General features: G+C 45.7%; 13 protein-coding genes and 1 tRNA gene. 5 read left to right on the plus strand and 9 right to left on the minus strand.

Annotated features, from left to right (window positions below; all coding sequences use genetic code 11):
- Positions 1 to 167 precede the first annotated feature (167 nt).
- Together BMW79_RS29730 and BMW79_RS29735 are read right to left on the minus strand one after the other, a co-directional pair.
- Positions 168 to 2,705 carry a phosphocholine-specific phospholipase C gene (locus BMW79_RS29730; RefSeq protein WP_089902038.1) on the minus strand — a complete coding sequence of 846 codons (2,538 nt, stop codon included), beginning with the start codon at positions 2,703 to 2,705 and terminating at the stop codon, positions 168 to 170.
- A 208-nt stretch (positions 2,706 to 2,913) separates the two neighbouring features.
- Positions 2,914 to 3,327 (minus strand): hypothetical protein, encoded by a 414-nt coding sequence (locus BMW79_RS29735; RefSeq protein WP_089902041.1) that lies wholly within the window; start codon positions 3,325 to 3,327, stop codon positions 2,914 to 2,916.
- Between the two features lie 78 nt (positions 3,328 to 3,405).
- On the opposite strand from BMW79_RS29735, the gene BMW79_RS29740 reads away from it, so the two are divergent.
- The gene (locus BMW79_RS29740) at positions 3,406 to 4,278 is read left to right on the plus strand and encodes a helix-turn-helix domain-containing protein (protein WP_089902043.1); all 873 of its coding nucleotides are present in this window, start codon (positions 3,406 to 3,408) and stop codon (positions 4,276 to 4,278) included.
- 60 nt (positions 4,279 to 4,338) lie between these two features.
- Entirely contained in the window at positions 4,339 to 5,217 is an 879-nt protein-coding gene (locus tag BMW79_RS29745) for a hypothetical protein (protein ID WP_089902046.1), read from the plus strand.
- Positions 5,218 to 5,279: 62 nt separating this feature from the next.
- Here the strand turns inward: BMW79_RS29745 and BMW79_RS29750 are convergent, their stop codons facing one another.
- The 4 genes from BMW79_RS29750 to BMW79_RS29765 form a co-directional block, all read right to left on the minus strand.
- Positions 5,280 to 6,422, minus strand: a complete 1,143-nt coding sequence (locus BMW79_RS29750; protein WP_089902050.1) for a hypothetical protein — start codon at positions 6,420 to 6,422, stop codon at positions 5,280 to 5,282.
- A gap of 70 nt (positions 6,423 to 6,492) precedes the next feature.
- Positions 6,493 to 8,292, minus strand: coding sequence for an STN and carboxypeptidase regulatory-like domain-containing protein (locus tag BMW79_RS29755; RefSeq protein WP_143059298.1), 1,800 nt, complete (start codon positions 8,290 to 8,292; stop codon positions 6,493 to 6,495).
- 18 nt (positions 8,293 to 8,310) lie between these two features.
- The gene (locus BMW79_RS29760) at positions 8,311 to 9,288 is read right to left on the minus strand and encodes a FecR family protein (protein ID WP_089902056.1); all 978 of its coding nucleotides are present in this window, start codon (positions 9,286 to 9,288) and stop codon (positions 8,311 to 8,313) included.
- A gap of 10 nt (positions 9,289 to 9,298) precedes the next feature.
- A complete protein-coding gene (locus BMW79_RS29765) occupies positions 9,299 to 9,874 on the minus strand; it encodes an RNA polymerase sigma-70 factor (RefSeq protein ID WP_218150479.1) in 576 nt (191 codons plus the stop codon).
- Between the two features lie 325 nt (positions 9,875 to 10,199).
- Between BMW79_RS29765 and BMW79_RS29770 the strand changes: the two genes are divergently transcribed.
- Positions 10,200 to 10,700, plus strand: coding sequence for an OmpH family outer membrane protein (locus tag BMW79_RS29770; RefSeq protein ID WP_089902059.1), 501 nt, complete (start codon positions 10,200 to 10,202; stop codon positions 10,698 to 10,700).
- Between the two features lie 137 nt (positions 10,701 to 10,837).
- Here the strand turns inward: BMW79_RS29770 and BMW79_RS29775 are convergent, their stop codons facing one another.
- Both BMW79_RS29775 and BMW79_RS29780 read right to left on the minus strand, forming a co-directional pair.
- The gene (locus tag BMW79_RS29775) at positions 10,838 to 11,131 is read right to left on the minus strand and encodes a GNAT family N-acetyltransferase (protein WP_159454320.1); all 294 of its coding nucleotides are present in this window, start codon (positions 11,129 to 11,131) and stop codon (positions 10,838 to 10,840) included.
- A gap of 186 nt (positions 11,132 to 11,317) precedes the next feature.
- Positions 11,318 to 12,190: an SMP-30/gluconolactonase/LRE family protein gene (locus tag BMW79_RS29780; protein WP_089902063.1), complete on the minus strand. Its 873-nt coding sequence runs from the start codon at positions 12,188 to 12,190 to the stop codon at positions 11,318 to 11,320.
- A gap of 132 nt (positions 12,191 to 12,322) precedes the next feature.
- Here BMW79_RS29780 and BMW79_RS29785 point away from each other — a divergent pair, with 132 nt between their 5' ends.
- Both BMW79_RS29785 and BMW79_RS29790 read left to right on the plus strand, forming a co-directional pair.
- Positions 12,323 to 13,303, plus strand: a complete 981-nt coding sequence (locus BMW79_RS29785; protein WP_089902066.1) for a DUF2157 domain-containing protein — start codon at positions 12,323 to 12,325, stop codon at positions 13,301 to 13,303.
- Positions 13,290 to 14,459 carry a hypothetical protein gene (locus BMW79_RS29790; RefSeq protein ID WP_089902069.1) on the plus strand — a complete coding sequence of 390 codons (1,170 nt, stop codon included), beginning with the start codon at positions 13,290 to 13,292 and terminating at the stop codon, positions 14,457 to 14,459. The genes BMW79_RS29785 and BMW79_RS29790 overlap by 14 nt, the downstream gene beginning before the upstream one ends.
- A gap of 430 nt (positions 14,460 to 14,889) precedes the next feature.
- On the opposite strand, the gene BMW79_RS29795 is transcribed toward BMW79_RS29790, so the two are convergent.
- Positions 14,890 to 14,962, minus strand: a tRNA-Gly gene (locus BMW79_RS29795).
- Positions 14,963 to 14,964: the final 2 nt, after the last annotated feature.

Raw genomic sequence — 14,964 nt, forward strand, 5'->3', positions numbered from 1 at the left:
TCCCGTTAATATACAAAAAAACAAATAACAAGAAGCGCATAATTTAGTTCAAAGTGTAATCCGTAATCCCACGCCAATAGCGAAAAATTTAAAAGTATCCAAAACCATAAAAGAGAAAGGGGCTTCCTATAATGAAGCCCCTTTCTCTTTTATCGTACTGCTTATTTTTATACTCTTCCCATCACCGGATCGCTGATGCTTTCCTTGCCGGTTTCCACCCTGCCGGCATAACGCTGCTCAAAAGAAGCACTACCCGTTGTCTTCACGGAGAAATCATACCAGCCCTGGCTTTTAGACAGATCTATTACCAATGTAGCGGTAGTGCGGCCCGCCACCGTTTTCTTCAGCTCTCCTTTGTGATAACCCAGATCATTGATCGCAAAAGTAACTGCGGCCGCTCCATGGTTGATCAACTTCAATTCCACGCTGCCGGTCAGTTTCTTACTGTTGGTCAACCCGCGCTGATAACCACACTGTACTTCTACCTGCGGATCATTGGCATCTCCGGCAAATTCCCGGAAAAAGCCATTGGGACCATATACCCTCAGGTGATAATGTGCCGCATCAAAAGCCGCCAATGGCCAGGTATCTTTCAGCTGATCTCCTGCTTTTACCGCATAAGACCAGGTACGTACCGGCTCCATAGTTTGCGTGGCTTCCTGTAAGTATTTACCCGGTGCATATACGTTGAAAGGTGAGCCTGCCGCCTGTTTACCAAAGATCTTGTTACCCGCTTCAAAGCTGATCTCAAAAGTTTTCTTATCTGCTCCCAGCTTGCCTCCTACATATAATTCATAAGGCAGTGCATTGGAAACGCGCGTTCCTTTTTCCTGCTTAGGCATCCATTCTGCGTTGGCCGGATCTGTATTGATCTTCTCTATTTCAGCAGCTGTCAGCAGTTTAAATTCATCCGGCAGCTTCTTGAATTTTGCGTTGTAGATCGTTTCTATGAACTCATTCCTTTCCGGGAAAGGCACGGTAATTTTTTCACCATTGAAAGGCCGGAATACGGAGGTCAGATCGCTGCACACCGTACGGCGCCATGCGGAAATATTAGTTTCCTTAATGGGCTTCCCTGTTTTGTGTTGCAGGAAATGCTCCATCAGCTGAATGATAGAGGTATGGTCACAAACCTGTGAGTTCACATAACCACCACGACTCCACGGAGAAGCGATCACCAGAGGTACCCGGTAACCCAGTCCGATAGGGCTCTCGTGGATCTCATCTGCTCCCAGGTATTTCTTCGCCTGCTCTTCTTCCTTTGTTACGTATTCAATACCAGTATCAATGCCTGCGGAAACTTTACCGGTGCCGGGTTTATGCGGTGCGGTAAATGGCGGTACGTGGTCGAAATAGCCATCATTTTCATCATAACATAAAATGAAGATGGTCTTTTTCCATACTTCTTCCTGTTTGGTTAATATATCCAGTACTTCCGATACATACCAGGCGCCATACCAGGGCGATCCAGGGTGATCAGAAAACTCGCCCGGTGCTACCAGCCAGGATACGGTAGGCAGTTTGCCCTCGTTTACATCTGTTCTGAACTGGTGGAGGATATCTCCTTTCGGCACTTCTACGGTTCTTTCGGTATCACCGTCCTTGTACCTCAGGGTTTCCAGTTCGTGGTAGTCCGGATCGGCTATATTAGTGGTAAATGCTTTATTGTGGAGGTTCTGGGCGCGCTGCGACAGCTTCTCGAAATTGGCCCGGGTAAACTTTTCTGCGTCGCTGGTAGTGCGCGTCAGCTCTTCTTTACGTTGTGCCAGCTTTTTCTTCAGCTTCTCCGCTTCTTCACCGGAAACGGTGGCCAGCTTAGTTTCTAGTTCTTTTATTTCGCCAGGCAATGCCTGCAGCCTGCGTTGCAGGTATTGAATATGACCGGTAGCAAAACGAACATTAAAGGCGGCAAACCATTCTATCGGGTTATCGGTAAAATTGGCCAGCATCCCATCCTTCTCGCCTTCCAATCCGGCGGCACTGATTTCATTCTGGTAAATTTTCCAGGATACGCCATTGTCTTCCAGGCGTTCCGGGAAACTGGTCCAATGCGCTTCCCGGCCATAGTCTACATCTTCATTCCATACATTGGCTTTGGATTGCGCATTCTGTTCATCGCGCAGGGTGCCGGTCCACAGGTAAAGGCGGTTCGGCGTGGTACCTGTCAGGGAAGAACAGAAATTCTGGTCGCAGATAGTAAAAGCATCTGCCAGGGAATAGTAAAACGGAAGATCTTCCCGGTTATAATATCCAAGGGTGAGCGGCATAGGCGCCCATTCTTTATTGCCGGATTTTTTCACCAGCAACCACTTGTCGTACTTCCCATTGTTACGGGCATTTACCTGGTTCCCCCACGAATGCGGCAAACTGCTCATCCAGGTGGCTTTGGTGTCTTTCAGGTTTAACCGGAAAGGAGCATACGTTTCATTCTTGGCATTGCTCTGCAGCCACACCAGGTTTCTGTTGGGCAGCTGAATTGCACGGGGATCGTTATAGCCCCGCACTCCCCGCAGGGTGCCATAACAGTGGTCAAAGGAGCGGTTCTCCTGCATGAGGATCACCACATGCTCCGCATCCAGGAATGTGGTACCAGGCTTGGGATCAATGGCCATTGCCCGTTGAATAGAGGCAGGCAAGGCACTAAAAACGCCGGCAGCACCGGATAGCAGCGCTGCTTTCTTAATAAAATCTCTTCTGTTATCCATTAGTTTGACAAATTTTCATGTACACTGTAAGGGATTTATACGAAAGGTGGAAAATAGTAAAAATCTGCTGCTATCTGCTAATTCCTGTGAAGAATGGTCGTTATCTTATTATTACGGTTGTGCAATGGCAGGCGGAAACCGCCAACAAAAAAGGCCCCCGTTTTCACGGAAGCCCTGTATATATATGTTGAGAAATGGTAAAGCTGATTTACTGAACAGAAGGTATCAGTACTATTTTCACCCTCACTTTGGTAGCCGGTGGCGTGGAAGCCGTACCGTTTTGTCCTTTGATATCGATTTCAACTGCCTGGGCATTGTGCGTCACTAAGTAAGTCTGGCTATTGTATACCTGCGGCAGTAGCTCATAATTCTGTGGCTCCTCGGATGAATTGGGCGCATAGCGGGCCAAAGAAACGATCACGCCATCAGTCTGATTCACATTCTTCAATTCGGGTACCGGGATTACGAAGTAATACATCCCGTTGGTATCCTGTTTCCAGTCGCCGGGGTTTAATTCGTATAAAATGGTCTGATTGGGGATCACCACTTCATTTGTTGTTTTGGTACAACCGGGCAATATAAAACCCAGTAACAACAGCGGCAGGTATAACCATGTTTTCATATTGACTTGCTTTTAACTTCATTTTACCAAATACAATGCCATAACATATAATTCCACGCTAATCCGTAATTTTACTTCATGTTAGCGCGTTATCCGAAGGCTTTTGAAAATATCCCCGCCGTACAGCTGCACCATGCCGGTAAATCAATAGTAGCCTGGTTCAGACAGGCCGATGAGCCCGGACGGGAAGAAGGATTTCTCACAGAAAATACCCTGGTATTTATTCTCCGGGGTACCAAACATATACACCTCGCCGATGGCGACCTTATTGCCCATGCCGGCGACCTGGTACTCTTGAAAAGAGGCGTGTATTTCATGACTGATTTTATTACCGGAGGCGCCGATTACCAGTCGCTCCTCCTCTGTATGGATGATGCCCTCCTCCGTTCTTTTCTTCCGGAAGATGACGATAACCGAAAGACCCCATCGCCCGGATCTGCCGGGCCTATGGTAGTGACCTGCGAAAATGCCGTACTGGAGATCCGTAACGCCATCCTTCGATACCTGGAACAACCCGGCCACCATACCACCAAACTGCTGGAACTCAAAATTCATGAAGTGTTGCTGCTGCTGCTATCTGGCCCCCTGCAGGAACGGGTGCAGGCTTTTCTGCAGCAAATGTTCGATAGCAGCGCGGAAAATATTTCCACCATTATCCGCGACAACCTGGTACAACCCTTTACCCTGGAAGAATATGCCAAAATGTGCGGCCTCAGTCTCAGCACCTTCAAAAGAGAATTCTCCAAACTGTACAATGCCCCTCCAAAAAAATGGATCAACGAAGAACGGCTGAAACACGCCCGTCACCTGCTGCTCCAATCCGGAAAAAATGTCAATGAAATTGCCTGGGAATGCGGATTTGAAAATGTATCTTACTTTATAAAACAATACCGGCAACAGTATGGTACCACACCCAAAAATGCACAACGAACCAAAAATGCTATTTTTTGAACCGTTCCTGTTACCCGCCTGACACCCCGCCTTTATACCTTTGATAAAAATAAATCAACGATGAAACAATTCCCCTCACTGGCACTGACAGCAGCCAGCATCCTGCTCTCCAGCCACACCTTTGCCCAACAGCAACTGAATAAAACCGCCTTTATGAAAGCACCGGAAAGCGTAGCGGTATACAATAATTACTATTACATTGCCGATATCGGCGAAGGCGGAGATCCCACCAAAAAAGACGGCAACGGCATCATTTTCCGCATGGATAAAAAAGGCGGCAGCACTATCTTCGCCCAAGGACTGGATGCCCCGAAAGGCGCATTTGTACTGCATCACACGCTCTTTGTCGCCGATGTGGATAAAGTAAAAGGATATGATCTGGACAACGGTAAAGAATTGTATAATATTGATCTCGCACCGGCCTCCATCTTCCTGAATGATATTACCGCCCTCAACGATTCTACCCTGGCAGTATCTGCCACTGATGTGAACAAGATCTTCCTGGTACATCTCGGAAAAAATCCCCGTACGGAAGAACTGGTGTATACCAATCCCATCAATGGCGCCAATGGCATTGTATACGATGCAAAAAGCAAAAGACTCTATGTATGCGGATTCGGCAACGATAATAAACCAGACGGACAATTAGGCTATATCGATATGGGCGCGGCGGAAAAAACATTCACCACCCTGACCGGTCGCCTCGGCTACTACGACGGACTGGCACTGACAGCCAATCGTAAAACATTGATCTTTTCCGACTGGATAGCTTTTGAAAAGAAAGGCGTCATACTGGAACTGGACCTGGCCTCCGGAAAAATCACGACACTGAATAAGGAAGGCATTGCAGGCCCGGCAGACTTTACACTCGACGCCGGCGATATCATCACACCCGAAATGATGGCAGGCAACGTACTGAAGTACTCCCTGAAAAAATAAGAAAAGAAGGTATCAAAAGTAATAGCTGTCAACGATTACTTTTGATACCTCCTTTCCACTCTCTACAGCTTTACCTGCACACCTGCGGTACCTCCGATGTAACCACCGTTGAACCGGTCGTTACGCTTGTCCCTGGACCAGATGTAATGATTGGTAAGATCTACACCTACTCCGTTTTCTGCTTCCACGAAATTAAACGTAGGACCAGCAAATACTTCTACCCTGCTGCCAAAACGGTAGGCGGGAAAAATACCCAACGACTGACGGTGATAGTAACCCGATTTAAAATTTGTGAGTACCATCGTAGTGGCTTCTGCATTGATCCTGAAATGAGACAGCAAAGGAAGATGCGCACCAATACCCGCCTGCAAAGCATATAAAGGATCCGGGTTATTTTTCAGGTTGTAACCCACACCCAGTATGCCGTACAACACCCTGCCACCCGACTTGAAGGAAGCAATGGTGGTCGCCGTTTCATCAATACTCAGACTCACCTGTTTTTCTCCACCCTTTACAATATTGATTAAACCGATCGGGTATTCACTGCTATCCGCAATGTTGATCAAACCAGCTACCTGCACACCTTTTACCTTCTTTGCAATATTGATAAAACCCGCTACCTGCGAATGCACATTTTCTGCTTTGTTCATAAAACCAACCACCTGCACCTTCGCATCTTTCTTTACCATGTTGGCAAAACCTGCTACCTGTATCTGCGAATTGTTGGCTGCCGTATTCATGAAACCCGCCACCTGCGTACCTTGTACATCACCGGAAACCAGATTGCCAAAACCCGCCATCTGAAAGCCATGCAAGCTACCGGACAAGTTTAAGAAACCTGCTACCATCGCACCATCCGCACTTGTTTTCACCTGGTTCATAAAACCTGCTACGGTAACCGCATGAAATGTTTTACCGATATGATTGGAGAATCCGGCTACCTGCACACCGGTAGCGCTATCTTTGATGATATTGGAAATACCGGCGACCGCTACACCCGTTTCTGCTTTGGAAACACCGGCTATAATATTCAGGGAAAAATGATTCGTATAGGCGGCAGCGTTTTTACCGTTACTGCTCAATGGATATACCAATCCTATATGTGCGGGACTTGTGAGCGGATGCTGTGCGTAAGCTGTTGTGGCTAAACATAAAAGGGCAACAAAAAAGCAAATGATCCGGCTGTTGATATAAAATGTTCTCATGTGTATTTGTTATTTCGTACGATATAACGACACGTTGAAGAACTTCTACCCCTATGCAGAAAAATGAAAATTAAAAAAGACTGATACCTGCCTGCCAGCCTAACCATGAAGAAACATGATCTCCAAGCTTCACAGTAGGATAGTGCGCCCCCAAACCCGCTGCTGAAGCAGGAGAAGTTTCATCGCGCACATTGATCGCATAAGAAGGACCCGCGAATAAAATAATGCGCTTCCCTAATTTTACATTCAGGGAAGGCTGTAAACGGTAGATGTCTGTATTCTCTTTCCAGCTTTGCAGAAAAACATTTTGCGCGGTTATTTCTGTTGACAACGACAATACTTTATTAAACGGAATTACTTTACCGATACCATATCCAAGCGACCACGAAGTATTGTTTGTACCAGGACTGTAACCACCAAAAATGATACTGTACAACTCACTGCGGCCCGCTTTCCAGGCCACATTAAACGGATGTACATCCGTACTGAACACGGATACTTTCTTATAGCCGTGTTTCACAATATTGAGAATACCGATACTGTACCCCGTAACGCTGTCCGCAATATTTACCAGGCCAATCTGCACACCTCTTACTTCCCGGGCGTAGTTAAAAAGACTTCCGATCTGAACACCTTTCATCACGCCGTGGTTAATATTTCCGGCGCCTGCCAGCTGCACGCCCTTCGCATCTTTGTGGTTCACATTTATGATACCACTCAACTGTACACCGTCAATATCTTTACCATTATAGTTCATAGCTCCTGATACCTGCCAGCCTTTGCTATTGCCTTTTGTAACACTCACAATGCCGCCTACCTGTACCCCATCGATGTTGCCATATACCTGGCCAATGGCGCCGGTGAGCTGCACACCTTTCATATTGCCTTCTGTGATATTGCTGATACCCGCCACTTGTACGCCGATCATAGAATCCAGTACATTATTGTGCATACCTGCCAATTGTACACCACGGGTTTTTCCACCTACTATGTTAAATATGCCGGCCACCTGCACATGCTGCATATCATTTTTCACGATATTAAAAGCAGTGCCAATTTCCACGCCATCTACCCCGGCGGCATAACCACCCAGTACATTCATGGAAAATTTATTCACCACCTGTCCACTCATACGACCATGTGTACCCAGTCCTGGTGTAAGTGATACCTGGTAAGGTTTATCGGCCAGGAAGCCACCAATATTCAAACTGGTTAATTTCTGCCGGGAGGATAAAAACATATTGCCAAACCAGGTTTTTTCTACCTGTGCATGCCCGGTGATATCCACTACTTTCAGCTGATAGGTAGCAGGAGCTATACTCACCGCAATTTCCTGGTCATAGCCTGTAGTGAGTAACAAAGAGGTATCTGCATAGAGGTCCTTACTAACACTAATGGCTGCGGAAGGATATTTATCCTTTAACCGCAGCCTGAAGTAACCGTCGCTGTTTGTTAATGTGGAGATGAGTTGCTGTCGTTCATAGACACTGGCATTCGGTAGCCGCTGTCCTGTTTTCCGGTCCGTGACCACCCCGCTGATCAGGTAATATACCTGCCCCTGATTTTTTCTCAGGAGAATAATATAATTTCCCGATTCTTTATATTGATAATCCCCACTCAGCAAAATATCGAGTACCTGTCTGACTGTTTTATTTTTTACGGAGATGCTTACCAGGCTGTCCTGCGGGAGGATGGTAGTAAGATAAGAGAAATAAAAATTGCCCTGCTTACTGATAGTGGTCAATACTTCCGCGAGTGGCCGCTCCTTTACTTCTATACTCACCGTTTTATTCAGCAATTGCTGGGCGGACAGCGGTAAAGAAAAACAACAGATAAAAAATAACGTCAGCAAATGCTTTGGTAGTAACATACAGTACGAAGGCGATTATTATTTCAGTATAATTTGTGATCCCTGTTTTTCCACGGCGATCTCATAAGTAAGCCCGATTACCTGTAAAGTACTATCCAGCGAACTATTGGTAAAGGTAGAATTAATCTGCAGATTGCGTTTTTCCGGATTGGCAATCACGATGTTCACACCATATGCTTCATTCAGGATCTCTACCAGTTTCCATAAAGGGGTATCATTACATACAAAAGTTTGTGTGCGGTAATAGCTGTACAGTTCATCGGTATTACTTTGTTTCACCGGTGCTTTTTCTGTTGCGGTCACTATTGCCTTTTCATGTTGTTTCAGTTGTACGCTGTTGTTATTCTTGGTCACTTCTACTGCACCGGTTTCTACAATCACTTCTGTTTTACCGGCAGTACTTTTCACGTTGAAAGAGGTACCCAGTACGGTAACAGTTACTTCGTTTACTTTGATTACAAATGGCTTTCCCGGGTCTTGCGCTACATTAAAAAAGGCTTCTCCTTCCAGTTTTACCTGGCGTTCTTTACGGTTGCCGGCATAGGTGATACGGGATTGTTTATTCAGGGTGATCTGTGAGCCATCCGGTAAAACGTCTTGTTTGATCTGTTCACCGGAAGCCAGTATCAGTGGCTGATTACGTTGTTGTGAGATAAACCATGCACCGGCTGCACCGGCCAGGATGATTAATACCGCAGCAATACGTAGAATAGGGCGCCAGGAGATGCCGGTATCCAGTTTTACGATGCGGGTGGTATTTTCGTTGGTGCCTACCCGTTGCTGGAATCGTGACCAGGCATCATTTTCATTCACGGTGCTTACAGCGGCCAGCTTACGGCTTTCTTCCCAGATAAGGCGGAAGTGTTCAAAATAGCGCCGGTGCTCCTCCTTTTCTGCCAGCCAGGTGGTTACTGCTGCTTTCTCTGAGGGCGTGTCAATGCCCAGCAGATGTTTTACCAGCAGGTCGTCGTTTATATGATTGGATTGTTTGTTCACGGATGCGCTTTTACAGGTGGAGCAAAATTAATAACAAGGGCAGAAAATCTACCAGGTTGAGTCGTAATAAGCGTAGTGCTTTGCCCATCTGATTTTCCACAGTTTTTATAGAGATATCCAGGCGATCTGCTATTTCCTGGTACTTCAGTTCTTCGAAGCGGCTCAGTTGAAAAACGGTACGACACTTTTCCGGCAATGCCATCAAAGCGGCTTCCAGCTTCTCTTCCAGGTCGCGCAACATCACTTTACCAGAGGCATTGCCAATATCCTGATCGTTGTTCATCTGGTATTTGGTATGCGCCTGATGCGTGGCTTTCACTTTCTGATGACGCAGATAATTGATACATTCATGGTATACCGCCCGGTACAGGTATCCCGAAACAGATTGCTTTATTTTTATGTCACCTGATTTTTCCCAGAGTTTACAAAAGACGTTCTGTACCATCTCCTCCGACATCACTTCATCTTTCAGTAGCGTACATGCATAGGCATGCAAGCCTTTAAAATGTGTTTTAAAAACCTGTTCAAAAGTTAATGAGTTTTCCATTTCCGGTACTGCAGTGTTACCCGGATTTATAAATTCCATGCTCAGGGTTTGATATCTAACGTCAAATATAATTCCTTCTGCCAATTGAACTGATTTATTATACGACACCTTACTAAGTACTTACCCCTATTTTTGGGCAAATATTTCTTTGCGCTGCCGGATCTTAAATACATAAACTCATGATTAATAATATTATAGGGAGATATGTACCGTAGAAATGTTTTTCCCGGTAAATCGTTCGCCAGCGCATTTTCTCCTCAGGCGACTTTCATATGTTAGTAATTCCACTCATTTTAACATTACATTATATTCATGTTAAAGAATATTTCACAACTGGACTATTATTATTGTGAAAATTATCCCGATGAAATTTATCTGTACACTTTGCCTGTCACTGTTAGGAAGTACTGCACTTTTTGCCCAATCCAAAACGGGCTATATTAATTTTCAACAAATGATTGCCTTTATGCCGGAAAGTAAACTGGCAGGTGATTCCTTAAATATTTTACAGGAAAAACTCAATGCCGACGGCCAGCAGCTGGTAGCAGAATACACGAAGAAATTAAAAGAATATGATAGTCTGAGTACCAAACTCAGTGAAGCCATGCAGGAAGTGAAAATTTCCGAGCTAAAAGGCTTACAAGCCAATATCCAGAAGTATAAGGAAATGTCTGAAGACGCAATGAATCAGCGTGAACAGCAGTTACTGACGCCTATTATGGATAAAGCAAAAAAGTTATTAAAAGCGGTGGCTAACGAAAAAGGCTATACGCTGGTGATTGATAACTCCAGAGATGCGGTATTGGTATCCGCAGCAGCCGATGATTTGATGCCGGACGTGAAATTGAAGATGGGCATCAAGTAGAAGGGCATTTGAGTATTTAGTTATTTAGTTATTTGACTGGTCTCGTGTTTGATGAATCTTCCGCCATTCTAGTTTTCTGATAATAAAGATGGCCGGCAAATAATTAAATAACTAAATGTCAAATGTAAAATAAAGAGCTATATGTGTAAACCGTGTGCCAGCAGCGTTTTCCATTGAGGATTACTGCGTACAAATTCTGCCACTTTCTTGCTGGAAGGTACCATACGGATATTCTGTGCAGAAATCTCCTCCATTACTTTTCCCAGCATCATTGGCAATACACCCTGTTTTTCCAGTACCGGTGGCACTTCTGCACCTGTCAGGAAAATGCGGCTTCCGTTTCTTTCGTAAATAACTTTAGCCATCTGTCCAGCGATATGCGCCTCAAACTGTCTGGCCTCTTTGTTGTCAATAATTTTAAAATCCTTCATGATCATAATTATTTTTTACATGATGTTTTCTAGCGGTAGCATACTAAAGGGAAGTATCTTATGCAAAAGGGAAGTTGATATAAGATAGTATGAAATGGTATTAAAATACCCTGAAAAAGCTGATTCCGTCTGCAAATATACTAATAATATAACAGAAAACTGTGAAACATTAATATGTAAAAATAATTAATACTTAAAGTAGTTGGCAGGTAAGCCTTTAATAGGTAGCCTTACGTGAAACACGCTCCCACTAAGGGGATATTCCGCTATCTGCTCTTCAGTGAGGTGTTCCCGGGCCGTTGTAATCAGCATTTCATCCAGTTCCGGCCCACCAAATGCACAGGAAGATACATGTGGCGCCGGCACCTCCACCTTGCCAAGCAATTCTCCTGTTTCCGGGTTCCAGCAATACACCCCATAACCACCCCAATGCGCAATCCAGAGCATACCGTGGCTGTCTATCGCCATACCGTCCGGCCAGCCCAGTTCAGCCGGAATGTGCACAGCTATCCTTGTAAAGGCAATCGTACCCCCGGCTGCGTCATAACTGAACTCCTGCACACTTCGGGTATACGTATCGTTGTAATACATCTTATCATCTTTCCATACCAGCCCGTTGGAAATGGTAACACCCGGCAGCTTTAGTACCGGCGCCCCGGATCCGGTGATACAATACAGGTTGCCCGTGCCCTCTTCTGCCGGCATCTGCATCGTGCCAATCCAGAGCCGCCCGGCCGGATCACATTTACCATCATTGCAACGCACCCGGTCCTTTTCTTCCAGTACCGCTATCCGCTTTCCCACACCCTGCTCCGGTGAAAAAAAAGCAACACCGTCTTTCAACCCCACCAGCAGCTCATCCCGACCAGTTACCCGTACCAGCGTTGTCACATAACCACCCGCATCAAAAGATCGCAAACGACCATCCGTATCCTGCATATAAATGGTATGGCCCATAATATCTACCCAGCACCAGCTGCTCCTTTCGGGCCACCAGCAAGCACCTTCACCCAATTCACTTGTTAATTTCACGAATAAAGAAGCGTTGTATTCTTTCATGTCACCGTGTTGTTTTTTATAAAAGCAGGACTGTTCGTCATTTTCCCTGTATCACAATATATCGTTTTGTGCGCTGATATTGTATATTGCAGCGGGTAATGATTGTTAATTCCAACTTCTTTAACGCCATCTATGAATCAAAAAATCTTTGAAAAACTCCACGCAGAAAACCTGGTAAATGATACAGAACTTGCGGCGGTAAAAACGGCGAAAGCACAGGAACTGTTCTCTCTCCACTGGGAAATAAAAACCCTCCTGTACCTCGGTGTACTCCTGCTGAGCGGAGGTTTGGGCATCCTGATCTATAAAAATATCGATACCATCGGACACCAGGTAATCCTGCTGATCATTGGTGTAATCTGCGCCGGCTGCTTCAGTTACTGTATCCGGAAAAAAGCACCTTTCTCCTGGGCAAAAGTCAGCTCGCCCAATGCATTTTTCGATTATGCGTTACTGTTAGGCTGTCTGACTTTCATCACCTTTATCGGGTACCTGCAGTTTCAATACACTGCCTTTGGTACGGCATACGGACTGGCCACCTTTATCCCACTGGCGGTGCTTACTTTAAGCGCCTATTATTTTGATCATCTCGGTGTATTATCAATGGCGGTCACCAACCTGGCCGCCTGGCTGGGTATTGCGGTAACACCGTTCCAGGTGCTTTCTGCCAACGACTTTGGCAGTGAGCGGATCATTTACACCGGCATCTTTCTCGGTGCTTTCCTGATAGCCCTGGCGTTTATATCTACCACTAAAAATCTCAAAAAACATTTTGCATTCACTTACCAGAACTTTGGTGCGCACATTATTTTCATTGCGTTAATTGCTGCCATGTGCGTGTTTGATGTGAGCTGGCTGATCTTTGGCCTGGGCCTCGCAGGGGTGGTATACTTCATCCTTCAGCAAGCCTTCCGCGACCGCTCCTTTTACTTTGTATTGATCAGTGTATTATATGGGTATATCGGCTTTAGCATAGTGGTAGTGCGCTCCCTGGTCGCCATCGACGATATCGGCGCCCTCTACCTGGGGCTCCTCTATTTTATCGGCTCCGCCATCGGTGTAATTGTGCTTTTGATTAACCTCAACAAAAAAATTAAACATGCTAGCATATAACAGCCAGACCCTCGACAACCTGGAAATAAAAGAAGCAGCAGAAAAAGCATTGCGGAAAGACTGTATCAGTGCTGCCACCTACAAGGCCATCGAAACGGCCCACCCGGTAAACTTTTACACACCCAACCCGATCATTAAAGTTGGTCTCTTTATACTGACCACCATCATCGTTTCCTTTTCGCTTGGCCTCCTCACACTCATGTTGCTGGAGGCGATCAAAAATGAAAGCGGGTTCGCAGGACTCTGCATTTTCGCCGGTCTCGCATGCTACGGCGCACTGGAATTATTTATCCGTGAGAAAAAATTATTCCGTGCAGGCGTAGATGATGCCCTGCTATGGAGCGCCCTCGGACTCATTTGCAGCAGCGCTTTCATTACCAATCATCCTTCTGTGGAAACTGTTCTCGGCCTGGTGTTTATCACCACTTTTGTAGCTACTTTACGCTTTGCCGACATGGTAGTAGCCAGCGTATGTTACCTGGCCTTCCTGGGGCTTATATTCAATATAGCCGTTAAACTGGGTCCGGCCGCCAAAATCATCACGCCGTTTCTGATCATGGGCATTTCACTGGCTGTTTATATTGCCGCAAAGAAAATAGCGGCCTACCATTTCAGCAGGCATTACCATCACTGCCTCACGGCTATCTCCGTATTGTCACTGCTCACACTCTATCTTGCCGGCAACTACTTTGTGGTACGGGAGCTGAGCGATGCGATGTTTGATCTCCAACTGAAAGAAGGAGAAAGTATTCCCGGCGCATTATTTTTCTGGATCTATACCGTTGTGATACCGGTTGTATATCTCTACCTCGGTATCCGTCATAAAAATGCGGTATTGCTCCGTACCGGTATGATCCTGCTCGCCGCTATTGTATTCACCATCCGTTACTATCACAGTGTAATGCCGCTGGAAACAGCGATGACACTGGGCGGACTGGTACTGACCGTAGCCGCCTGGGCTTTGATCCGTTACCTAAAAGAACCTAAACATGGTTTTACCTATGAAGAATCCGAAGATCCTTCCCTGGCAGATAAACTACGGCTGGAATCCCTGATCATTGCACAAACCTATACACCAGGCGCACAACCTGCAGGCAATGACATGCAGTATGGAGGCGGATCCGGTGGTGGTGGCGGCGCCAGTGGGGATTATTAGTAAAGGATTCAGAACATATAAAAGAGAGAAGGCATCGTTTAAAACGATGCCTTCTCTCTTTTATACAGTAATATCCAATTGCCCCATTCATATGCAGTGTTCAAATGCAGCCATGGTAAATCCGGGCCGGAGGGTTCCCCATAGTGAAATACTTTATATGGCCCATGCTTGTTGTGTATATGCCATGAAATGATTTCCTAACCCATACTGAAAATGTAATATACAAGAATAGCTAAAGTGGTGCATTTCCAGCGGAAATTTTAGTGAAGCATTTGCTGGATTTGCTTATCTCCTGACCTGGATAAGCCGCTTGGCATAGTAGAAAAAGAAAAAGGAAGTTGCTATACGGATATTCTTTACTTGTTACCTCGTGGCGTACAGAAAGTTGCATGCATAAAAAAGCCTGACTGAATAATCAGTCAGGCTTTAGAGCGAAAGACCGGGCTCGAACCGGCCACCCCGACCTTGGCAAGGTCGTGCTCTACCAAATGAGCTACTTTCGCAG

Source organism: Chitinophaga arvensicola, assembly GCF_900110835.1.
Lineage (GTDB): Bacteria > Bacteroidota > Bacteroidia > Chitinophagales > Chitinophagaceae > Chitinophaga > Chitinophaga arvensicola.